This window comes from Burkholderia pulmonis (assembly GCF_984667975.1).
The window spans coordinates 2,457,984-2,480,895 of record NZ_OZ480187.1 but is presented as its reverse complement, the minus strand read 5'-3'; the positions used below and the strand labels follow the sequence as shown (position 1 = coordinate 2,480,895).

General features: G+C 68.0%; 19 protein-coding genes and 1 riboswitch. Of the genes, 16 read left to right on the top strand and 3 right to left on the bottom strand.

Annotation, left to right across the window (positions count from 1 at the left end):
* Positions 1-107: 107 nt before the first annotated feature.
* Positions 108-1,067, bottom strand: a complete 960-nt coding sequence (gene andR / locus AC5LXK_RS27740; protein ID WP_493391846.1) for an anthranilate 1,2-dioxygenase regulatory protein AndR — start codon at positions 1,065-1,067, stop codon at positions 108-110.
* Positions 1,068-1,280: 213 nt separating this feature from the next.
* Between andR and andAc the strand changes: the two genes are divergently transcribed.
* The 5 genes from andAc to AC5LXK_RS27715 all read left to right on the top strand — a co-directional run bounded on the left by andAc (position 1,281) and on the right by AC5LXK_RS27715 (position 5,993).
* A complete protein-coding gene (gene andAc / locus AC5LXK_RS27735; RefSeq protein WP_493391845.1) occupies positions 1,281-2,552 on the top strand; it encodes an anthranilate 1,2-dioxygenase large subunit AndAc in 1,272 nt (423 codons plus the stop codon).
* A 14-nt stretch (positions 2,553-2,566) separates the two neighbouring features.
* On the top strand, positions 2,567-3,043 hold the full coding sequence (gene andAd / locus AC5LXK_RS27730; RefSeq protein WP_175841486.1) for an anthranilate 1,2-dioxygenase small subunit AndAd: 477 nt from the start codon (positions 2,567-2,569) through the stop codon (positions 3,041-3,043).
* Between the two features lie 17 nt (positions 3,044-3,060).
* Positions 3,061-3,387, top strand: a complete 327-nt coding sequence (gene andAb / locus AC5LXK_RS27725) for an anthranilate 1,2-dioxygenase ferredoxin subunit AndAb (protein ID WP_282511195.1) — start codon at positions 3,061-3,063, stop codon at positions 3,385-3,387.
* On the top strand, positions 3,377-4,597 hold the full coding sequence (andAa, locus tag AC5LXK_RS27720; protein ID WP_493391844.1) for an anthranilate 1,2-dioxygenase system ferredoxin--NAD(+) reductase: 1,221 nt from the start codon (positions 3,377-3,379) through the stop codon (positions 4,595-4,597). The genes andAb and andAa overlap by 11 nt, the downstream gene beginning before the upstream one ends.
* 109 nt (positions 4,598-4,706) lie before the next feature.
* Complete coding sequence (locus AC5LXK_RS27715; RefSeq protein WP_493391843.1) at positions 4,707-5,993, top strand: DUF445 domain-containing protein; 1,287 nt, start codon at positions 4,707-4,709, stop codon at positions 5,991-5,993.
* Between the two features lie 48 nt (positions 5,994-6,041).
* Here AC5LXK_RS27715 and AC5LXK_RS27710 read toward each other — a convergent pair whose 3' ends face one another.
* Positions 6,042-6,341 (bottom strand): addiction module antidote protein, encoded by a 300-nt coding sequence (locus tag AC5LXK_RS27710; RefSeq protein ID WP_493391842.1) that lies wholly within the window; start codon positions 6,339-6,341, stop codon positions 6,042-6,044.
* A gap of 3 nt (positions 6,342-6,344) precedes the next feature.
* Entirely contained in the window at positions 6,345-6,662 is a 318-nt protein-coding gene (locus AC5LXK_RS27705) for a type II toxin-antitoxin system RelE/ParE family toxin (protein ID WP_493394074.1), read from the bottom strand.
* A gap of 404 nt (positions 6,663-7,066) precedes the next feature.
* Here AC5LXK_RS27705 and AC5LXK_RS27700 point away from each other — a divergent pair, with 404 nt between their 5' ends.
* The 11 genes from AC5LXK_RS27700 (at position 7,067) to AC5LXK_RS27650 (ending at position 22,885) form a co-directional block, all read left to right on the top strand.
* On the top strand, positions 7,067-8,707 hold the full coding sequence (locus tag AC5LXK_RS27700; protein ID WP_493391841.1) for an acetolactate synthase large subunit: 1,641 nt from the start codon (positions 7,067-7,069) through the stop codon (positions 8,705-8,707).
* Positions 8,708-8,736: 29 nt separating this feature from the next.
* The gene (locus tag AC5LXK_RS27695; RefSeq protein WP_493391840.1) at positions 8,737-10,170 is read left to right on the top strand and encodes an aldehyde dehydrogenase family protein; all 1,434 of its coding nucleotides are present in this window, start codon (positions 8,737-8,739) and stop codon (positions 10,168-10,170) included.
* Positions 10,171-10,400: 230 nt separating this feature from the next.
* A complete protein-coding gene (locus AC5LXK_RS27690; protein WP_493391839.1) occupies positions 10,401-11,984 on the top strand; it encodes a Na+/H+ antiporter in 1,584 nt (527 codons plus the stop codon).
* A 479-nt stretch (positions 11,985-12,463) separates the two neighbouring features.
* Positions 12,464-13,597, top strand: coding sequence for a hybrid sensor histidine kinase/response regulator (locus AC5LXK_RS27685; RefSeq protein WP_493391838.1), 1,134 nt, complete (start codon positions 12,464-12,466; stop codon positions 13,595-13,597).
* Positions 13,598-13,723: 126 nt separating this feature from the next.
* Complete coding sequence (locus AC5LXK_RS27680; protein ID WP_493391837.1) at positions 13,724-15,400, top strand: methyl-accepting chemotaxis protein; 1,677 nt, start codon at positions 13,724-13,726, stop codon at positions 15,398-15,400.
* Positions 15,397-15,909, top strand: a complete 513-nt coding sequence (locus AC5LXK_RS27675; protein WP_493391836.1) for a chemotaxis protein CheW — start codon at positions 15,397-15,399, stop codon at positions 15,907-15,909. Before AC5LXK_RS27680 ends, AC5LXK_RS27675 begins: the two co-directional genes overlap by 4 nt.
* Complete coding sequence (locus tag AC5LXK_RS27670; RefSeq protein WP_493391835.1) at positions 15,906-17,306, top strand: CheR family methyltransferase; 1,401 nt, start codon at positions 15,906-15,908, stop codon at positions 17,304-17,306. Before AC5LXK_RS27675 ends, AC5LXK_RS27670 begins: the two co-directional genes overlap by 4 nt.
* Before the next feature lie 46 nt (positions 17,307-17,352).
* Complete coding sequence (locus tag AC5LXK_RS27665; protein ID WP_493391834.1) at positions 17,353-18,057, top strand: chemotaxis protein CheW; 705 nt, start codon at positions 17,353-17,355, stop codon at positions 18,055-18,057.
* On the top strand, positions 18,054-20,363 hold the full coding sequence (locus tag AC5LXK_RS27660; protein WP_493391833.1) for a hybrid sensor histidine kinase/response regulator: 2,310 nt from the start codon (positions 18,054-18,056) through the stop codon (positions 20,361-20,363). The genes AC5LXK_RS27665 and AC5LXK_RS27660 overlap by 4 nt, the downstream gene beginning before the upstream one ends.
* The gene (locus AC5LXK_RS27655; protein WP_493391832.1) at positions 20,360-21,379 is read left to right on the top strand and encodes a chemotaxis response regulator protein-glutamate methylesterase; all 1,020 of its coding nucleotides are present in this window, start codon (positions 20,360-20,362) and stop codon (positions 21,377-21,379) included. Before AC5LXK_RS27660 ends, AC5LXK_RS27655 begins: the two co-directional genes overlap by 4 nt.
* Before the next feature lie 79 nt (positions 21,380-21,458).
* A riboswitch (Fluoride riboswitch) is annotated at positions 21,459-21,564 on the top strand.
* A 79-nt stretch (positions 21,565-21,643) separates the two neighbouring features.
* Entirely contained in the window at positions 21,644-22,885 is a 1,242-nt protein-coding gene (locus tag AC5LXK_RS27650; RefSeq protein ID WP_493391831.1) for a voltage-gated chloride channel family protein, read from the top strand.
* Positions 22,886-22,912: the final 27 nt, after the last annotated feature.

The window sequence follows — 22,912 nt, the reverse complement described above, 5'->3', positions numbered from 1 at the left end:
ACCGCCGAATTCGGAGAGGGTAGTGCGAGCGGATGTCGTGTTTGTCCCGGCCACCGACGGCCGGCAAATCGTCGCGCGGGGCGTCCGGCCTGCCAGCCTGACGGCGGCTACCGCTGGCCGTCGAGCGTTTCGGACGGCGATTCGCCGAATTTTTCCCGATACGCGATCGCGAACCGTCCGAGGTGCGTGAATCCGCAGTCGAGCGCGATATCGGCGATCCGCCGAGCGGATGCCGCACCGCGCAGCAACTCCCGCGCATGGTCGAGCCGAGTCGCGCGCAGGTACTGCATCGGGCTCATTCCGCGGAACTGCAGGAACGCGTCGCGCAGCGTCCGTTCCGGCACGTTGGCGGCCTGCACGATATCGGCGAGTTGCAGCGGTTGCGCGTACTGCGCGTTGACGAACTCCTGCGCGCGCCGCACGAAGCCCGGTGCCGGATCGCGGTGCGCCGCGCGCAGCACGGACGGCGGATGGCCTTCGATCAGCAGGTCGATCAGCAGGTGTTCGAGCTGGGATGCGACGCGCGGGTTCGCGTTCGCACGTTCGAGCAGTTCGGGCGACCGCGCGACGAGCATCAGCTGCTGGCGCCACGCGGCAAGCGCGGCGTCGCTGACGTGCAGCACGGGGTCGAGCGTCGCGCGCGGGTCGCCGGTCAGCGAGCCGACGGTCGCCGCGTCGATGCGCAGCACGAACTGCTCGCAGTCGGCCGACAGCACCGCGTCGAAGCGCTCGCCGGGCGCGCACAGCACGCCGGTCTGGCCGTCGACGCCGAGCTGCCGCCCCATCGCGCGCACCTCGGCCTGGCCGGACAGGCAGAACATCAGCAGGTAATAGCCGTCGACCGCGTCGACCTGCACGCGCATCGCGTCGCCGAATGCGATCGTGCCGATCCCGAGCCCGCCCAGCTTGACGAAATCCATGTGCGACGCCCCCTGCACGCGGCCGCTCGGCAGCAGCGCATGCGGCTGCATCACGCGCGAGATCCGCTCGCGCGTCTCGTCGAGATCGCGGGATTCGAACAGCCGGTGCGCGCGCAGCGCGAGCGGCTCGAACGACGTTGGGGACATGGGCCTCAGCCTTGGTATGGGCGATGCGCGTTTCGATCCGACGAATGGGTCGCGATCGCGCGCCGGGTCGCGTGTGCCGCCATGCTAGCGCAGAAATCCGCCGAAAGTGGATATTGCACCGCCGCAATCGCACTTTCCGGATAGACGGCGAATATTAGCTTTTCAAAAATCGACTCCACGCATTCAACGAAACGGATCGACCAGGAGTCCGACATGGAGCAGACAGAATCGCCCGTCGTTTTCGCCGAGCGCGGCGACGCATCCGACGTGACCTTTCCGCACGACGACGGCTCGCGCGTGCCGTACAAGGTGTTCAGCTCGCGCGCGGTCTACGATCGTGAGCAGGAACGCATCTTCCGCGGGCCGACGTGGAACTTCGTCGCGCTCGAAGCGGAAATCCCGAAGGCCGGCGACTTCAAGAGCACGTTCGTCGGCGACACGCCGGTGGTCGTCACGCGCACCGAGGACGGCACGCTCTCGGCGTGGGTGAACCGCTGCGCGCATCGCGGCGCGCAGGTGTGCCGCAAGTCGCGCGGCAACGCGAGCTCGCACACGTGCGTCTATCACCAGTGGAGCTTCGACAACCAGGGCAACCTGCTCGGCGTGCCGTTCCGGCGCGGCCAGAAGGGGATGACCGGGATGCCGGCCGACTTCGACCCGAAGCAGCACGGGCTGCGCAAGCTGCGCGTCGACAGCTATCGCGGGCTCGTGTTCGCGAGCTTCAGCGACGAGGTCGCGCCGCTGCCCGAGTATCTCGGCGAGCAGATGCGCCCGTGGATCGACCGGATCTTCCACAAGCCGATCGAGTATCTCGGCTGCACGCGCCAGTATTCGAAGTCGAACTGGAAGCTGTACATGGAGAACGTGAAGGACCCGTATCACGCGAGCATGCTGCACCTGTTCCATACGACCTTCAACATCTTCCGCGTCGGGATGAAGGCGCGCTCGATTCCGGATGCGAACCACGGGCTGCACAGCATCATCACGGTGACGAAGACGAACGACGACACGTCGGCCGCGTACAAGCAGCAGAACATCCGGTCGTTCGACGAGGGCTTCCACCTCGAGGACGAATCGATCCTCGATCTCGTGTCGGAATACGACGAGGACTGCACGAACCATATCCAGCCGATCTTCCCGCAGCTCGTGATCCAGCAGATCCACAACACGCTGGTCGCGCGGCAGATCCTGCCGAAGGGCCCCGACAACTTCGAGCTGATCTTCCACTTCTTCGGCTACGCGGACGACACGCCCGAGCTGCGCGCGCTGCGCATCAAGCAGGCGAACCTCGTCGGGCCGGCCGGCTACATCTCGATGGAAGACACGGAAGCGACCGAGCTCGTGCAGCGCGGCACCGTGCGCGATGCCGACGCGACGTCGGTGATCGAGATGTCGCGCGGCAATCCGGACCAGCAGGACACGGTGATCACCGAAAGCCTGATCCGCAAGTTCTGGGTCGGTTACCAGAAGCTGATGGGCTATTGAGGCGGGAGCGAAAAATGACGGAAGACATGAAGACGTGGTTCGAGATTTACATGCTCCAGAACCGCTACATCGGGCACCTCGACAACGATCGGCTCGAACACTGGCCGGAGATGTTCACCGAGGACTGCCTGTACGAGATCGTGCCGAAGGAAAACGCCGATCTCGGGCTGCCGGTCGGGATCGTCCACTGCACGAACCAGCGGATGCTGCGCGACCGCGTGGTGTCGCTGCGGCACGCGAACATCTTCGAGGAACACACGTACCGGCACATGACGTCGGGCCTGACGATCGTCGCCGAACGCGACGGCGAGATCGACACCGAGAGCAACTACGTCGTCGTGCAGACGCGCAGCAACGGCGAATCGAACGTGTACCAGGCCGGCAAGTACTACGACACGGTCGTGCGCACGCCCGACGGGCTGCGCTACAAGACCAAGCGGGTGATCTACGACACGTCGCGCGTGCAGACGCTGCTCGCGACGCCGATCTGACGAAGCAAGGAACAGACATGACCGAAGCAACGCTGGCCGAGTGGCATCCGCTCGGCGCTTTCGACGAATTCTCCGAGGACGAACCGGCGGCGCGCGTCGCCGGCCAGAAGCCGATCGCGGTGTTCCGGATCGGCGACGAACTGTTCGCGATGCACGACCTCTGCACGCACGGCCATGCGCGGCTGTCCGAAGGCTACGTGGAAGACGGCTGCGTCGAATGCCCGCTGCACCAGGGTCTGATCGACATCCGCACCGGCGCGCCGAAATGCGCGCCGATCACGGAGCCGGTGCGCACCTATCCGATCCGGATCGTCGACGGGCAGGTGGAAGTCAATGTCGACTGATCCGTTCGTGATCGTCGGCGCCGGCCACGCGGCGCGGCGCACGGCCGAAGCACTGCGCGAGCGCGACGCGGCGGCACGCATCGTGATGATCGGCGCCGAGCGCGAGCTGCCGTACGACCGGCCCGCGCTGTCGAAGGATGCGCTGCTGACGGATGGCGGCGAGCAGCGCGCGTTCGTGCGCGATGCGGCGTGGTACGACGCGCAGCGCATCGAGCTGCGGCTCGGCACGCGCGTCGATGCGATCGAGCGCGATGCGCGGCGCGTGCGGCTCGACGACGGCGCGACGTTGCCCTACGCGCGGCTCGTGCTCGCGACGGGTTCGCGCGTGCGCACGTTCGGCGGGGCGATCGACGAAGGCGTCGTGGCGCACTACGTCCGCACGGTGGACGATGCGCGTGCATTGCGTGCACGACTTGCTCCGGGTCGCCGCGTGGCGGTGCTCGGCGGCGGTTTCATCGGGCTGGAAGTCGCGGCGGCGGCACGTCAGCTCGGCTGCGACGTGACGGTGATCGATCCGGCGCCGCGCTTGTTGCAGCGCGCGTTGCCGGAAGTGGTCGGCACGTATGCGCGCCAGCTGCACGACGCGCGTGGTGTGATGTTCCGGATGGCGACGCTGCCGCGCGCGATCCGTCGCGCATCGGATGGCGGCGCGATCGTCGAGACCGATTGCGGTGACGTGCCGGCCGACATCGTCGTGGTCGGCATCGGCGTGGTGCCCAATGTCGAGCTGGCGCAGGCGGCCGGGCTCGACGTCGACAACGGGATTCGCGTCGATGCGGGCTGCCGCACGGCCGATCCGGCGATCTTCGCGGCGGGCGAGGTAACGATGCATTTCAATCCGCTGCTTGCGCGTCACGTGCGGGTCGAATCGTGGCAGGTGGCCGAAAACCAGCCGGCCGTCGCGGCCGCGAACCTGCTCGGCGGTGACGAGGCCTACGCCGAGCTGCCGTGGCTGTGGTCCGATCAGTACGACTGCAACCTGCAGATGCTCGGGCTGTTCGGCAGCGAGCGCACCATCGTCGTGCGCGGCGATCCGGCGAGCGGGCCGTTCACGGTGTTCGGGCTCGGCGACGACGGCAGGATCGTCGCGGTGGCCGCGGCGAACCTCGGGCGCGACATCGGCGCGTCGCGCCGGCTGATCGCGGCAGGGGCGGTGCCCGATCCGGTGAAGCTGGCCGATCCGGCGGTGAACCTGAAGACGTTCATGTAGAAACGGAATGCGCGGCGCGCAGGCGCCGTGCCTGCCCGGTCCGGCTGCGCGTTTGTCGGCTGCGGCGAAATCGGGGATATTAGCGGCATCGCCGATCCGCCGGTCCTCCATGACGCCAGACAAAGCCCTCGAACTGAAACGCAGCAAGCGCCGCGCCTTGTGGCTGCTGCTGGCCGCCGTCGCGGTGTTCGTCACGACCATCCTGATGCCGCGCGGCCCGTGGGTCGACGGCGTCAAGGCCGTGGCCGAGGCCGCGATGGTCGGCGCGCTCGCCGACTGGTTCGCGGTCGTCGCGTTGTTCCGCCGCGTGCCGATCCCGTTCGTGTCGCGCCATACCGAGATCATCCCGAAGAACAAGGACAAGATCGCCGACAACCTCGCGGTGTTCGTGCGCGAGAAGTTCCTCGGCCCCGACGCGCTCGCCGCGCAGATCCGCCAGCACGATCCCGCGCAGAAACTCGGCGCATGGCTCGGCGAGCCGGCGAACACCGATGCGCTCGGCGGCTACGTGACGAAGCTGATGAGCTTCGCACTCGACATGACCGACGATGCGCGGATCCAGTCGTTCGTCCACGACGCGTTTCGTGCGGTGATCGACCGGGTCGACCTGTCGCAGTCGGCCGGCGCGATCCTCGACACGCTGACGAAGGACGGCCGTCACCAGGCGCTGCTCGACGATGCGATCGAACAGGTGGTCGACGTGCTCGACAACGAGGAGAACCGCGAAGTGATCGCGGGTTTCATCGTCGAATGGCTGAAGACGCAGTACCCGAAGGTCGAGAAGATCATGCCGACGCAATGGTTCGGCGAGAACGGCGCGCGGATGCTCGCGAGCGCGGTGAGCCGCGTGCTCGAAGGCGTGGCGGCCGACCCCGAGCACGAACTGCGGCAACGCTTCGACCGGACGGTCGTGGGGCTGACGGAGCGGCTGAAGCACGATCCCGCGTTCATCGCGAAGGGCGAGGAGATCAAGCGCTATATCCGCGACGGCGATGCGTTCAACGAATACGTGCGCGACTTGTGGGACCAGTTGCGCGCGTGGCTGAAGGCCGATCTCGCGCGCCCCGATTCGGCGCTGCACCGGCAGGCCGCGACGCTCGGCGGCTGGCTCGGTGCGCGGCTGGCCGAAAGCCCGGCGCTGCGCGCGTCGCTGAACGAGCATGTCGAGCGGGCCGTGCACGAGATGGCGCCGGATTTTGCCGATTTCCTGATGCGCCATATCCGCGACACGGTGCGCAACTGGGATGCGCGCGAGATGTCGCGGCAGATCGAGCTGAACATCGGCAAGGACCTGCAGTACATCCGCATCAACGGCACGCTGGTCGGCGGCCTGATCGGACTGGGGCTGTATCTGGTGTCGCTGGTGCCGCGCTGGGCGGCCGGATGGCTGCATTGATGCGGCTGCGGGCCGTGCGCCGGCGGCGCGATGCCGTGCGCCGCGCGCTCACGAGGGCGCCCTGGCGCCGTGCAGTTGCAGGCCGAGCGCCTTGATGACTTTCAGGATCGTGCCGAAGCTCGGGTTGCCGTCGTGCGACAGCGCCTTGTACAGCCCTTCGCGCGACAGGCCCGCATCGCGCGCGACCTGCGACATGCCGCGTGCGCGGGCGATCACGCCGAGCGCGTGCGCGATGAAGGCCGGATCGTCGCCGGCTTCCTGCAGGCACGCGTCGAAGTAGTCGGCCATGTCGTCTTCGGTTTTCAGGTGTTCGCCCGAATCCCACGGCCGGGTCTTGATCTTGTCCATCGATCACTCCATGTCGAGGTGCGCGAGCATCGCGTGCGCGGCGCGTATGTCGGCCTGTTGCGTCGATTTATCGCCGCCGCAGAGCAGGATCACCCAGAGCGTTCCGCGGCGGGTGTAGTAGACGCGATAGCCGGACCCGTGATCGATGCGCATTTCGACGACGGGCGAGCCGGCGGATTTCCAGTCGCCCGGATTGCCCGTCGAGAGGCGGTCGATGCGCGCCTGGATGCGGCGCCTGGCGATGCGACCGGGCAGGCCGGCAAACCAGGCGTCGAAGACGTCGGTGGTCCGGATGCTGTATGCAGGGGAACTGTAGGGCATGAATCGCAGCATGTAAACCATGGTTCACAGGCAAGTTGAATGGAACACGGCTGCCATGACACGCGGGCCGGGCGCGTCTTGTGACGTTTCCCGGCCGTCAGGCCGATCTTTTGCGGATGCAGGGTCGGCCATCCGGTCGAAGCCGGAATTCCGCGAATCCGTCTACAATCAAAAACGTCTTTGCCGCCCGTGCGCGTTTGCCGTTTGCCGTTTGCCGCGCGCGGGCGGATCCGTTCGTTCTCCGGTATTGCCGGAGGCGTCGCCGCGCATCGCCATGGCGTATCGTGCGGCGGGAAGTGCCGTGGTTTGTGTCCAGTAGGTCAGCGTCCGCGTGCCGTAGGCCGGCGCGCGTTATGAACGCCGCGTGTCCGTAGGCCGGGCAGGCGGCATAACCGAGAGTCCCCATGAAAGCATCGGATCTGTTCGTGAAGGCGCTGGAAGCCGAAGGCGTCGAGTACGTGTTCGGTATTCCCGGCGAAGAAAACCTCGATCTGCTCGAATCGCTGCGGCGATCGAAGATCAAGCTCGTGCTGACCCGGCACGAGCAGGCGGCCGGGTTCATGGCCGCCACCTACGGCCGCCTGACGGGCCGCACCGGCGTGTGTCTCGCGACGCTCGGTCCCGGCGCGACGAACTTCGTCACGGCCGCCGCGTATGCGCAGCTCGGCGGGATGCCGATGCTGATGATCACCGGGCAGAAGCCGATCAAGTCCAGCAAGCAGGGCCACTTCCAGATCGTCGACGTGGTCGACATGATGCAGCCGCTCACGAAGCTCACGCGGCAGATCGTGTCGATCGGCAACATCCCGTCGGCGGTGCGCGAGGCGTTTCGCCGCGCGGAGGAAGAGCGCCCGGGCGCCACGCACCTCGAACTGCCGGAAGACATCGCGCACGAGGAGGGCGACGGCAAGCCGATCCCGCGCAGCTACAGCCGGCGGCCGGTGGCCGAGGAGAAGGCGGTCGCGCATGCGATCGACGCGATCCAGGCCGCGCGCCATCCGCTCTTGATGATCGGCGCGGGCGGCAACCGCAAGACCACCTGCAAGATGCTGCTCGAATTCGTCGACAAGACGGGCATCCCGTTCTTCACGACACAGATGGGCAAGGGCGTGATCGACGAGACGCACCCGCTGTGGCTCGGCAACGCGACGCTGTCCGATGGCGATTTCGTGCATCGTGCGATCGAGCATGCGGACTGCATCATCAACGTCGGCCACGACGTGATCGAGAAGCCGCCGTTCTTCATGCGCACCGACGACAAGACGGTGATCCACGTGAACTTCCTCGGCGCGCAGGTCGACCCCGTCTATTTCCCGCAGATCGAAGTGGTGGGCGACATCGCGAACGCGGTGTGGCAGATGAAGGAGGCCGTGTCGGCGCAGCCGCACTGGGATTTCGCGCGCTTCGCGATGATCAAGGAGCACTTCGACGCGCACCTGGAGAAGGGCCAGCACGATCCGCGCTTCCCGATGTACCCGGTGCGGATCGTCAACGACCTGTACAACGCCATGCCGGTCGACGGCATCGTCTGTCTCGACAACGGGATGTACAAGATCTGGTTCGCGCGCTACTGGCGTGCGCACGAGCCGAACTCGCTGCTGCTCGACAACGCGCTCGCGTCGATGGGCGCGGGCCTGCCGTCGGCGATCGCGACCAAGATCGTGCATCCGCAGCGCAAGGTGATCGCGGTGTGCGGCGACGGCGGCTTCATGATGAATTCGCAGGAGCTCGAAACGGCCGTGCGGCTGAAGCTCGACATCGTCGTGATGATCCTGCGCGACGATGCGTTCGGGATGATCCGCTGGAAGCAGGAGAACATGAACTTCCCCGATTATGCGATGACGCTGCAGAACCCCGATTTCGTCGCGTATGCGCAAAGCTACGGCGCGCACGGGCACCGCGTCGAGTCGGCCGACGATCTCGAGCCGCTGCTGCGCGAGTGCTTCTCGTCGCCGGGCGTGCACGTGATCGACGTGCCGATCGATTACTCGGACAACGAGCGCGTGCTGAACCGCGAAATCAAGCGCCTGTCGGCGCAACTCTGAATTCCCCGTTCACAGGAAGGAGTCGTTCCATGTTGAAGGAAACCTATCCGTACTACCTCGCCAACGAAGCCGTCTACGCGAACACCGATCTGGACGTGACGGACAAGTTCAGCGGCAAGGTCGCGACGCGCGTCGCGCTGGCCGATGCGAAGGCGATCGATGCGGCGATCGCCGCGGCGGTCGACGCCGCGAAGCCGATGCGCGAGATGCCCGCCTACAAGCGGCAGGCCGTGCTCGACCATTGTGTCGCACGTTTTCGCGAGCGCTTCGACGAGCTGGCCGAGGCGCTGTGCATCGAGGCCGGCAAGCCGATCAACGATTCGAAGGGCGAAGTCACGCGGCTGATCGACACGTTCCGCGTTGCGTCCGAGGAGTCGGTGCGCATCGACGGCGAGATCATCAACCTCGAGATTTCCGCGCGGGCGCAGGGCTATACGGGCTACACGAAGCGCGTGCCGGTCGGCCCGTGCTCGTTCATCTCGCCGTTCAACTTCCCGCTGAACCTCGCCGCGCACAAGGTCGCGCCGGCGCTCGCGGCCGGCTGCCCGTTCGTGCTGAAGCCTGCGAGCCGCACGCCGATCGGTGCGCTGATCATCGGCGAGGTGCTCGCGGAAACTGACCTGCCGAAGGGCGCGTTCTCGGTGCTGCCCGCGCATCGCGACGGCGCCGACCTGTTCACGACCGACGAGCGCTTCAAGCTGCTGTCGTTCACCGGTTCGCCGGCGGTCGGCTGGGCGCTGAAGGAGAAGGCCGGCAAGAAGAAAGTCGTGCTGGAGCTCGGCGGCAACGCGGCCGCGATCGTCGATGCGGACCAGCGCGACCGGCTCGACTACGTGGTCGAGCGTCTCGCGTTCGGCGCGTACTACCAGTCGGGCCAGAGCTGCATCGGCGTGCAGCGGATCTTCGTGCATGCCGATCTTTACGATGCGCTGCGCGAGAAGCTGATCGCGAAGACGCGTTCGCTGAAGATGGGCGATCCGAAGGATCCGTCCACGTTCGTCGGCCCGATGATCTCCGAATCCGAATCGCGCCGGCTGTCGGGCTGGATGGACGCGGCCGTCGCGGCGGGCGCGAAGATCGTTGCGGGCGGCAAGGTCGACGGCGCGTTGTTCGAGGCGACGCTGCTGGAGAACGTCGGGCATGAGCAGGACCTGTACCGGAAGGAGGCGTTCGGCCCCGTCGCGATCCTCGAGAAGTTCGACCGCTTCGACGACGCGCTCGCGCGCGTGAACGACAGCGACTTCGGGCTGCAGGCCGGCGTGTTTACCGATTCGCTCACGCATGCGCAGCGCGCGTGGGACGAGCTGGAGGTCGGCGGCGTCGTGATCAACGACGTGCCGTCGTTCCGCGTCGACAACATGCCGTACGGCGGCGTGAAGGATTCGGGCCTCGGCCGCGAAGGGATCCGTTACGCGATCGAGGACATGACCGAGCTGCGCCTGATGGTCGTGCGGCGCCGCTAACGCGCAGGCGCGCGGCGCAGCACCGCGACGGCACGCAGGCGGGCGATCGGTCCGGCCTGCGTGCCGTTTTTCATGGCGGCGTGCGAATCGGGCCGGTGCAGCGCGCGTCACCTGGCGGGCCGCCCGGAACACGCTCGACTGCGGGCCTCGCCTCGTGATGTAATCGCGCGAAACTGCGGACCGGGGTACGACGCCGGAAAGCGCGAATTCATTCTTCACGAGGTCGATTCATGTCCCCCGTCTCGGCATTCAAGCTGGTTTTGTTGTCATTCCTCGCGATCGTCGCGCTCGAATACATCGCCAAGCGGCTGCGGCTGCCGCCCGCGGCCGCGCTGCTGATCGGCGGCATCGGCATCGCGTTCATTCCCGGCCTGCCGCCGATCAACCTCGATCCCGAGCTGGTGCTGCTGGTGTTCCTGCCGCCGTTGCTGATGGATGGTGCGTACTTCTCCGTGTGGGAAGAGTTCAAGCGCAACGTCGGCGGGATCCTGCTGCTCGCGATCGGCGCGGTCGCGTTCACGACGTTCGCGGTCGGCTTCGCCGTGCACTGGGTGGTGCCCGCGCTGCCGTGGGCCGCGTGCTTCGCGCTCGGCGCGATCGTGTCGCCGCCCGACGCGGTCGCCGCGAAGGCCGTGCTGGAACGTGTCGCGCTGCCGCGCCGGCTGATGGTGCTGCTCGAAGGCGAGAGCCTGCTGAACGACGCGGCCGGCCTCGTGCTGTTCCGCTTCGCGGTCGCGGCCGCGCTCACCGGCGCGTTCAGCCTCGAGCATGCGGTCGTGCGCTTCGCGGAGCTCGGGCTCGGCGGGGTGGTGATCGGCTTCGTGGTCGGCAAGCTCGTCGTGTGGTTCCTCAAGCTGCTCGACGACGACTATCTCGTGATCACCGTTGCGGTGATCGCCGGCTGGATCGCCTACATCGCGGGCGAAATGGTCGAGGTGTCGGGCGTGATCGCGACGGTCACGGCCGGCATGATCGTCGGCTGGCATCAGCACGAGGTGTTCTCCGCGGCCGTGCGTACGCGCGGCACCGCGTTCTGGCAGGTGATCGTGTTCCTGCTCGAAGCGATGGTGTTCGTGCTGATCGGGCTGTCGCTGCGCGGCGCGATCCACCGGCTCGGCGGTTTCGAGCAGGTGCTCGCCACGATGGTGCCGCCGGTGCTCGCGGTGCTGGCGGCGGTGATCGTGTCGCGCTTCGTGTGGATCTACGCGGTCGAGGCCTTGAAGTGGCCGGTGCGCGGGATCGCACGGCGCGGCGAAGCGCCCGACTGGAAGGCGGCGACGATCATGAGCTGGGCCGGGATGCGCGGTGTGGTGACGCTCGCGATCGCGCTGTCGCTGCCCGATGCGCTGCCCGGCCGCGACGTGATCCTGGTCGCGTCGTTCGCGGTGATCCTCGTCACAGTGCTGCTGCAGGGCACGACGATCGGGCCGCTGATCCGGCTGCTGCGCCTGCCGCAGCGCGAAGAGCGCGCCGCGCACCACCTGACCGAGCCGCAGACGTGGGCACACGTCGAGGCCGCGCAGCTCGCGGCGATCCAGCCGCTCGTGCGCGACGAGAACGGCGTCGTGATCCACCCGCGCCTGCTCGAGCAATACACGTATCGCGCGGAACTGACCGAACGCGCGAAAAACGAACCCGAGTACCCGGCGGAAGTGCGCATCGCGCACTACGACGTGGTGCTGGCCGCGATCCGGGCCGGGCGCGTCGAACTGTTGCGCCTGCACCGTTCGGGGCGCATTCACGACGAAATGCTGCACGCACTCGAGCGCGACCTCGATCTGCAGGAAGTGTCCGCGCAGCACGCACGCGGGTAAGCGGGCGCGACTCGCGATTTCACGGGCCGGCGTCCTGCCGGCGCCGCCACGCGCACGGAGCGATCCTCGCCCGTCGCGCGATTTTTTTCTTCCTCCCGCCTGCCGATTCGGCTTTTTTGAATCCGGCCCCGAATACGACCGGTAGCCAGCCTTGCAGCGCATGCAAACCTTATGGTGCCGGTCTCGCAAACGTTATCGTGTTTCGAATCCGGAAATGATCTGATTTATCTGATTGCGTCTCTTTCTGCATATTTGGCAAAACTAAACCGGAAGGAGATAGATGCTGTGTTCTAATTTCATTTAGAATCAGCCGGTTATCTTTATTGAGAGAAAGAATGCGGAGGTAATGCGGTCGCCAACGGGGAAAGAAGCGGCGTCCGAAGCCCTGCAAGGCAGTGCCGACAGGCCTAATCGGCGGAATCAGACAGGTTTAACAACCGCCAAAATAAGATGGCGTCCAAGTCGGATAAACAACTCCTATGAAAGAATCGATTGGAGATTCGGCGTTTGAAACTGTATTTATGAAAGAATCGAGCAGTGATAATGCCTCGGATTGTCTTGAATCGGGGTTATCGGTCCTCCTTGTCGACGATCAACCGTTCGTCGGCGAGGTGATTCGCCGCGCGTTGCGCAGCGAGCACGACATCGACCTGCACGTGTGTACCGACGCCCACCGGGCGATGGCGGTCGCGCGTGACGTGAAGCCGACGGTCATCCTGCAGGATCTCGTGATGCCGGAGATCGACGGCCTCGATCTCGTGCGCGCATGGCGCGCGGACGCCGGCACCGCACGGGTGCCGATCATCGTGCTGTCCGCGAAGGAGGAGCCGATCGTCAAGCGCGAGGCGTTCATCGCCGGCGCGAACGACTATCTGGTGAAGCTCCCCGACGCGATGGAGCTGACCGCGCGCATCCGCTATCACTCGAATTCGTACCTGATGTCCCGGCAGCGCGACGAGGCGCTCGATTTCCTGTCGCACGACATGCGTTCCCCGCAGACGTCGATCCTTGCGCTGCTCGACGTCTACCGCACCGAATACGGCGACATGCCGGCGATCATGGAGCGCATTGCCGGCCACGCGCGGCGCGCGCTCGCGCTTGCCGACGGCTTCATCCACCTGACCCGCGCGCAGTCCGAGCGCCGCGCACACGAGGTCGTCAGCCTTAATGAAATCGTGCTCGATGCCGTTGACCAGCTGTGGGAGAAGGCTGCCGGGCTCGGCTGCCGGGTCGTCGCGCAAGTGCCCGACACCGAGTGCGTGACGATGGGCGACCGCATGATGCTGACGCGCGCGGTCGCGAACCTGATCGACAACGGGCTGAAGTACGGCCCGTCCGGCACGGACGTGTACTGCACGCTGAGCGGCGAGGACGGCGCGTGGCTGATCGGCGTCGAGGATACCGGCGCCGGCATCGCTCCGGAGCAGCGCACGGCCGCGACCGAGTCGTTCGTGCAGCTCGAATCCGCGCATGGCGCGGCGCGCGGCGGCTTCGGCCTCGGGCTCGCGTTCGTCCGCGCGACGGCGGCGCGGCATCGCGGCCAGATCCTGATGCGCAATACGGCGCGCGGCTTCATGGTCGCGCTTCGGCTGCCGGCGCAAGCGGAGCGGTGATTTAGCGGCGCGGCCTGCCGGCGCCGCGTCTTCCGCATCCGACCCCGATGCGCTCGTGGCGTACCTTTCGGTGCGCAGGCGGGCGCGGATTTTTTCAACGCTGATTTTAGAAAGCCCATAACGAACATGGCCACCGTGACGCCCCGCGCGACCAATGAAAGCCTGCATCCGACGATCGGCGCTGGCCGGCTGACGCTCGGCAATCGCATCCTGCTCAGTTTCGGCGTGCTGTTCGTGCTGATGCTGGTGACAGCCGGCGTGTCGTACGAGCGACTGCGTGCGATCAATAGCGAAGCAGTCAGCATCGAGCGCGACTCGCTGCCCGGCGTCTACCTCGCGTCGTCGCTGCGCGGTTCGGTCAACGAATCGTTCACGCTGCTGCAGCAGGCGACCTTCGTCGACACCGAGTCCGAAACCGTACAGCGCGATCTCGCGAAGATCTCCGATTCGCTGAAGGACATCGAATCGCTGTCGGTCGACTACCAGAGCACGACGTTCCGCGACGACGACCGGCAGCGCTTCGCGGCGTTCCGCGGCGCCTACGATCGCTACGTGCCGCTGCTGAACGAAGCCGTGCAGAAGAGCCGCGTATCGCGCGAGGAGGCCGTCGCCGCATACGCGAAGGCGCTGCCCGTGTGGACCGAGGTCGTACGCAACGCGAACGTGCTGGTGCAGGAAAACCGCAAGTTCGCCGAACAGTCGGCAAAGCTGATCCGTGAATCCGTGCAGGACACCGAGGTCGTGCTCGCGACCGCGCTCGCGTTCGTGCTGCTGTCCGCGCTCGGGCTCGGCTACGTGCTGTACCGTTCGGTCACCGTACCGATGGCGCGGCTCGTCGAGGTGCACGACGTGATGCGCACCGGCAACCTGACGCGCCGCCTCGACCTGCGCCGCCGCGACGAATTCGGCACGCTCGAGACCGGCTTCAACCGGATGGCCGACGAACTGACCGAACTCGTGTCGCGCGCGCAGCAGTCGTCGCTGCAGGTGACGACGTCGGTCGCCGAGATCGCGGCGACCTCGCGCGAGCAGCAGGCCACCGCGAACGAAACCGCGGCGACGACGACCGAAATCGGCGCGACCTCGCGCGAGATCTTCGCGACGTCGCGCGACCTGCTGCGCACGATGAACGAGGTGGCCGGCGTGGCCGAGCAGTCGGCGACGCTCGCGGGCGTGAGCCAGAGCGGGCTCACGCGGATGGGCGAGACGATGCGCAGCGTGATGGACGCGGCCGGCTCGGTGAACGCGAAGCTCGCGATCCTCAACGAGAAGGCGCTGAATATCAACCAGGTGGTCGCGACGATCACCAAGGTGGCCGACCAGACCAACCTGCTGTCGCTGAACGCGGCGATCGAGGCCGAGAAGGCCGGCGAGTACGGCCGCGGCTTCGCGGTCGTCGCGACCGAGATCCGCCGCCTGGCCGACCAGACGGCCGTGGCGACCTACGACATCGAGCAGACGGTGAAGGAAATCCAGTCGGCCGTGTCGGCGGGCGTGATGGGGATGGACAAGTTCTCCGAGGAAGTGCGTCGCGGGATGCTCGACGTGCAGCAGGTCGGCGGGCAGCTGTCGCAGATCATCGCCGAGGTGCAGACGCTCGCGCCGCGCTTCCAGATGGTCAACGAAGGGATGCAGACGCAGGCGAACGGCGCCGAGCAGATCACGCAGGCGCTGTCGCAACTGTCGGAGGCCGCGCAGCAGACGGCCGAATCGCTGCGCCAGTCGTCGCAGGCGATCGACGACCTGACGCTGGTGGCGAACCAGTTGCGTACCAGCGTATCGCGCTTCAAGGTCGACGCGTGACGCGCGCCGATCCGCAGAACGGCGCTCACGCGCTGTTCCTGATGTTCGAGCTCGACGGCGAGCGCTATGCGCTCGACGCGGCCGGCATCGAGGAGGTGCTGCCGCTCGCCGTCACGAAAGCCGTGCCCGGCGCCCCCGACTGGATCGCCGGGTTGCTGATGCGCGGCGGCCAGCCGGTGCCGGTGATCGACGTGCCGATGCTGGCGCTCGGCCGGCGCGCGCATGCGCTGCGCTCGACGCGGCTTGTGATGGTCCGCTATCGCGCGGGCGACGCCGACGGCGAGCGCACGATCGGCCTGATCGTCGAGCGCGCGACGCAGACGATGCGGATCGACCGCGCGGCGTTCCGCGCAAGCGGCATCTCGACCGCGCGCACGCGCTGGCTCGGGCTCGTCGCGAACACGCCCGACGGCGTCGTGCAGCAGGTGTCGGTATCCGACCTGATCGACGACGTTGCGCGCCTGTATCTGTTCGATGGCCTGCCGGGCCACGGGGAGGAGTCCGCATGAAAGAGTCCGAAGCGCGATTTCGCGGCTGGCTGCTGCGCGAGACCGGCATTGACCCCGATTCGCTCGGCAACGATTTTCTGACGCGGGCGCTGACGGAGCGTGTGCACGTGCTGCAGGCGGACGGCGAGCGCCTGCCGTCGGCGGCGCGGCCGCCCGTGACGCCGGAAGCGCTCGACGCCTACTGGCAGCAGCTCAACGCATCGGCCGATGAACGGCGCGCGCTGATCGAGCTGTTCGTCGTCCCGGAGACGTGGTTCTTCCGCGACCGCGAAGCCTTCGCGACGCTCGCGCGGCTGGCCGCCGAACGGCTGGCCGCGATGCCCGGCCGCGTGATCCGCGTGCTGAGCGCGCCGTGCTCGACGGGCGAAGAGCCGTATTCGGCGGCGATGGCGTTGCTGGATGCCGGGCTCGAGCCGGCCAGCTTTGCGATCGACGCGATCGACCTCAGCGCGCGCGCGATCGACCAGGCGCGGCTCGGCTGTTACGGGCGCAATGCGTTTCGCGGCACCGCGACGGAGTTTCGCGCACGGTACTTCACGCCGACCGGCGACGGCTGGCTGCTGGACGAGCGCGTGCGCGCATGCGTGCAGTTCCGTCACGAGAACCTCGTCGAACCGATCGCGGATACGGGCATTCGCTACGATTTCGTGTTCTGCCGCAACGTGCTGATCTACTTCGACCGCGACGCGCAGGATCGCGTGATCCGCTCGCTCGACGAGCGTCTCGCCGACGACGGCACGCTGTTCGTCGGGCCGGCCGAAACGGGTGTCGCGATGCGGCACGGGATGCGCTCGGCACGCGTGCCGCTGGCGTTCGCGTTTCAGCGCGAGCCGGCCGGCGCGGCGGCCGATCCGTGCGCGATCCGGCCGGTCGCATCGCTGTCCGCGGCCGCGTCGTACCGTCGCGCGGAGCGCTTCACGGTCGCGCCGCTCGCGGCGACGCGCCCGGTGCTGGCCGTCACGCCGCCGGCCTGGCTCGGCGATGTGGGTCAGTCGTTCGCGGCGGTGGCGCCGGCCGTGCGCACGACCGCATTCGACGCACGGGCCGCCCTGTCGGTGGTGACGGCCGAACCGGCCGCACCGGCTGCCGAAGGCGTCACGCCGACGCTGGAAGAGGCGCAAACGCTCGCCAATGCGGGCGCGTTCGACGAGGCCGAGCGCGTGCTCGCGCAATTCTCGGCGCGCGTCGGGCCGCATGCCGACGCGTTCTACCTGAACGGGCTGATCGCGGATGCGCGCGGGCGTGCCGCGGAAGCGGGCGACTTCTACCGGAAGGCGCTGTACCTGCGACCCACGCACCACGAGGCGCTGACGCATCTTGCGACGCTGCTCGATGTCGGCGGCGATCGCGCGGGTGCGCAATGGCTGCTCGAGCGCGCACGGCGTTCGGCCGGCTGACACGACGACGGGATAGGGACCGACACCGCGATGACCAGAGGAATTGATGAACCGCGACGCCGCTGCCACTGACGACACGACGATCGATGTCGACGATTGCTGGAACCGGATCGGCACGCGCGGCGATCGCTCGTGCGAGCGGTTGAACGACTGCCTGCGCTGCCTGAACTGTTCGGTCTACGCGTATCACGCGGCCAAGTTGCTCGAGCGTCCGATCGACGCCGCCGAGATGGCCGACGCCACGCGCAGGATGAGCGCGCTCGACACGACGCATGAGGGCGACGACGGCGATACGCGCCACGCGGCGCTCGCGTTTCGCGTGGCCGACGAATGGCTCGCGCTGCCGATCGGCGTGCTGCGCGAGATCGCCGGCACGCGCCCGATCCATTCGTTGCCGCATCGCCGCAATTCCGCCGTGCGCGGGGTGGTCAACATTCGCGGCACGCTGCGCATCGCGATCTCGATCGGCGCGCTGCTCGGCCTCGAGGCCGGCAAGCGCGGCAGCGGCAGCGACGACGGCCGTTTCACGCGGCTGCTGGTGGCTGCACACCAGGGCGAACCGGTCGTGTTTCCGGTCGACGAAGTCGAGGGCGTGCTGCGCTTCGGTGCATCCGACTGGGTGCCCGTGCCGGCGACGGTCGGGCGCGCGAGCGCCGGCCTGTCGCGCGGTGTGCTGTCGTGGCGCGGCAAGTCGGTGGGCCTGCTCGACGACGATCGGTTGTTCGATGCCGTCACACGGAGCATGCGATGAGCGGCGATGACGACCTGAGCCACCTGTCGCTGCTCGAGCTGTATCGGGAGGAGACCCGCACGCAGACCCAGGCGCTGTCCGAGCGGCTGCTCGCGCTCGAATCGGGCGAGCCCGATTCCGTCGCGCTCGAAGCGTGCATGCGCGCCGCGCATTCGCTGAAGGGCGCCGCGCGCATCGTGGGCGTGCCGCTCGGCGTCGACATCGCGGGGCGGATGGAGGAGTGCTTCGTCGCGGCGCAGGCCGGCACGATCGCGCTGACGGCCACGCACGTCGACGTGCTGCTGGCGGGCGTCGACTTGCTGGTGCGCGTCGGCGATCCGCAGGCGCAGCCCGTCACGCCGACCGAGATCGACGTGTTTGCCGCCGCGCTGACGGGCGCCGACGGCGCACAGACGATGCAGGCATCGTCCGCGGCTCCGCCGCCGGTGCCGCCGGCCGTCATGTCGTATCGCGACCACGACGGCGCCGCGAACGAGCCTGTCGGGGCCGGCGCCACCGTGCCGCCGCTCGCCGTGTCGAGCGCGGTGCCCGATTCGGCCCAGGCCGGCCGCGTGGCGGGGGCCGGCGCGATGCGCCGCGTGCGTGCCGATACGCTGAACCGGCTGCTGAGCCTGTCCGGCGAATCGCTGGTCGAATCGCGCTGGCTCAAGCCGTTCGCCGAATCGATGCTGCGCGTGAAGCGGGCGCAGCGCGACGCGGCGCGTTCGCTCGACCTGATGTACGAACAGTTCGCCGACGATCTCGATGCGGGCATGCTCGCATCGATGAACGAAGTGCGGCACATGCTCAACGACCTGCAGCGTTCGCTTGCCGAGCGCATGGAGGAGTTCGACCGTTTCGAGCGGCGCAGCACGCATATCGCCGAGCAGCTGTACGACGAGGCGCTGCAATGCCGGATGCGGCCGTTCGGCGATGCGACGCGCGCGTATCCGCGCATCGTCCGCGATCTCGCGCGCTCGCTCGGCAAGCAGGTGCGTTTCTCGATCGTCGGCGAAGGCACGCAGGTCGATCGCGACATCCTCGACCTGCTCGACGCGCCGCTCGGCCACCTGCTGCGCAACGCGATCGACCACGGCGTCGATTCGCCCGACGCGCGACACGCGCGCGGCAAGCCGGCCGAGGCGAGCGTCACACTCGAAGCGCGCCACAGCGCCGGCTCGCTGCTCGTCAGCGTGATCGACGACGGGCCCGGCGTCGACATGGACGCGCTGCGAGCGGCCGTCGTGCGCCAGCGCCTGACCGACGACGAGACGGCCGCGCGCCTGTCCGATCCCGAACTGCTCGAATTCCTGCTGCTGCCGGGCTTTTCGATGCGCGACGCGGTGACCGACGTGTCGGGGCGCGGCGTCGGCCTCGATGCGGTGCAGGAGATGGTGCGCGGCGTGCGCGGCGCGGTGCGGATCTTCAACGAGCCGGGGGCGGGCATGCGTTTCGTGCTGCAGTTGCCGCTCACGCTGTCGGTGATCCGCAGCCTGCTCGTCGAAGTCGGCGGCGAGCCGTACGCGTTTCCGCTGGCGCACGTGCGCCGCACGCTCGAACTCGCGCACGACGACATCGACGTGCTCGAAGGGCAGCCGCATTTTCCGTTCGACGGCCGGCGCGCGGGCCTCGTCGCCGCGCACCAGCTGCTCGACGCGGGCGAGCCCGACGTCGCGCGCACCAGCACGGCGGTCGTGGTCGTCGGCGGTGAGCCCGAGCTGTACGGCGTCGCGGTCGACCGCTTCCTCGGCGAGCGGATGCTCGTCGTGCAGCCGCTCGACAGCCGTCTGAACAAGATCCAGAACATCGCGGCCGGTGCGCTGCTCGAGAACGGCGACCCCGTGCTGATCGTCGACGTCGAGGACCTGATCCGCTCGGTGGACAAGCTCGTGCGCGGCGGGCAGCTCGCGCGGCTCACGCGCGATCCGCAGCTCGCGCTCGCCGACCGGCGCCGCCGCGTGCTCGTCGTCGACGATTCGCTGACGGTGCGTGAGCTCGAACGCAAGCTGCTGGAAAAGCGCGGCTATGACGTGACGGTTGCGGTCGACGGGATGGAAGGCTGGAACGCGGTGCGCAGCGATGCGTTCGACCTGGTCGTGACCGACGTCGACATGCCGCGCATGGACGGGATCGAACTCGTCACGCTGATCAAGGGCGACCCGATGCTCAAGCGCGTGCCGGTGATGATCGTGTCGTACAAGGATCGCGACGAGGATCGCCGCCGCGGGCTCGATGCCGGCGCCGACTACTATCTCGCGAAGAGCAGCTTCCACGACGAGGCGCTGCTCGATGCGGTGCACGACCTGATCGGGGACGCACGCGGATGAACATCGGCATTGTCAACGACCTGCCGCTGGCCGTGGAGGCGCTGCGCCGCGTGATCGCGCTGCGTGCCGACCACCGCGTGCTGTGGGTCGCGACCGATGGCGACGAAGCGGTGGATTTCTGCGTCGCGCATCCCCCCGACGTCGTGCTGATGGATCTCGTGATGCCGAAGGTCGACGGCGTCGCCGCGACGCGCCGGATCATGGCGCGGGCGCCGTGCGCGATCCTGGTCGTGACGGCGAGCGTTAGCGCCAACACGTCGTCGGTCTACGAGGCGATGGGCGCCGGTGCGCTCGATGCGGTCGATACGCCGACGCTCGCGCTCGGGCTGTCGACCGACGCGTCGCCGCAGGCGCTGCTCGCCAAGATCGACCAGATCGGCCGGCTGCTCGAGAGCCGCACCGCGGCACTGGTGCCGCCGGGGCCGACGCCCGCGCGCGGCCAGCCGACGCTCGTCGCGATCGGCGCGTCCGCGGGCGGGCCGACCGCGCTCACCGCGCTGCTGCGTGCGCTGCCTGAGGATTTCCCGGCCGCGATCGTGATCGTCCAGCACGTCGACCAGGCGTTCGCGTACGGCATGGCCGAATGGCTCGACGGCTATACGCGGCTGCCGGTGCGCGTCGCGCGGCAGGGCAGCGTGCCGCAGGCGGGCGAGGTGCTGCTCGCGGCGACCAACGACCACCTGACCCTGTCGCCGCGCGGCGTGCTCGGCTATACGCGGCATCCGGCCGAAACGCCGTACCGACCGTCGATCGACGTGTTCTTCAACAGCGTCGCGGACGGCTGGCAGGGCGATGCGCTCGGCGTGCTGCTGACGGGCATGGGGCGCGACGGTGCGCTCGGCCTGAAGGCGATGCGTGCGAAGGGCTGCTACACGATCGCGCAGGACGAGGCGACCAGCGCCGTCTACGGGATGCCGAAGGCGGCCGCGGCGATCGGTGCGGCGTCGGCGATCCTGCCGCTCGAGCGGATCGCGCCCCAACTGATTTCGCGGATCGCGCTCGCGTCGCGCGACTGACGGCGCACCGGGCGGGCGCCGGCCTGTCGCGGCGCCCCGGCGCGCGCATTGCGCGTGCTGCGCGGCGTCGCGTACAATTGCGGCCTGCGGAGATGGCATGCCTCCCTGCGGTCGTTCCCGGCGCGTTGCGTGCGCGGGGCGGCCCTCAACCGCCGGTTTGCCCGGCTGATGATGCCTGCGTGTTCCTGGGTCGTCAGGAGGTCGCAGGCCGTCCATGCGGTATTCTGCCGCCCAGGTTTTGATGTTCTGTCGAATCTGGAAATCATGTTTTTCACGACTTCTGCCGATCTTCTCGCGACCGTGCGTTATGTGTGCCGCTGGCTCGCGCTTTCAGCCTTGCTCGGCGCGCTGGCCGGCACGGCTTCCGCGCTGTTCCTGATGGCGCTCGACTGGGCGACCGGCACGCGCGTCGCGCATCCGTGGCTGCTGTGGGGGCTGCCGGCCGCCGGTTTCGCCACCGGCTGGATCTACCATCGCTTCGGCCAGTCGGTTGCGCGCGGCAACAACCTGCTGATCGACGAGATTCACGACCCGAAGGCGCTCGTGCCGAAGCGCATGGCGCCGCTCGTGCTCGTCGCGACCGTCGTCACGCACCTGTTCGGCGGTTCGGCCGGGCGCGAAGGCACGGCCGTGCAGATGGGCGGCGCGCTCGCCGATCGCGTCACGCACGTGTTCCGCCTCGATCGCGAGCATCGGCGCGTGCTGCTGATGGGCGGCATCGCGGCGGGCTTCGCGTCGGTGTTCGGCACGCCGCTCGCGGGCGCCGTGTTCGGGCTCGAGGTGCTCGCGATCGGGCGCGTGCGGTACGACGCGCTGCTGACTTGCGTGGCGTCGGCGATCGTCGCGGACGTCGTGTGCCGCGCGTGGGGCGTGCATCACACGGTCTATGCGATTCCGTTCGTTCCGGCCGTGTCGGCGACGGGGCTGGCCGTGACGGTCGTCGCGGGCATCGCGTTCGGCGTGGTCGGGCGGCTGTTCGCGTTCGCGACGCATGCGCTGACCGCGTGGTTTCGCCGCGCGATCCGCTATGCGCCGCTGCAGCCGGTGGTCGGCGGCCTGCTGGTCGCGGTGGCGGCTACCGTGCTGAACGTGCCGCAGTATCTCGGCCTCGGCATTCCGACGATCGAAGCCGCGTTTCACGGGCCGCTGCCGCTTTACGATTTCGCGGGCAAGTTCGCGTTTACCGTCGTCACGCTCGCGTCGGGATTCAAGGGCGGCGAAGTGACGCCGCTGTTCTACATCGGCGCGACGCTCGGCAATGCGCTCGGCCAGGTGCTGGCGCTGCCGGTGCCCGTGCTCGCGGGGCTCGGCTTCGTCGCGGTGTTCGCCGGTGCGGCGAACACGCCGATCGCATCGACGATCATGGCGATCGAGCTGTTCGGCGCGGATATCGGCGTGTATGCGATCGTCGCGTGTGTCGTCGCGTACCTGTTTTCGGGGCACGCGGGGATTTATCGCGCGCAGCGCGTGGCGGTGGGGAAGGGGACGCAGGCCGAGGCGGAATGAGGGGGAGGGGGCCGCGATGGATGTCGT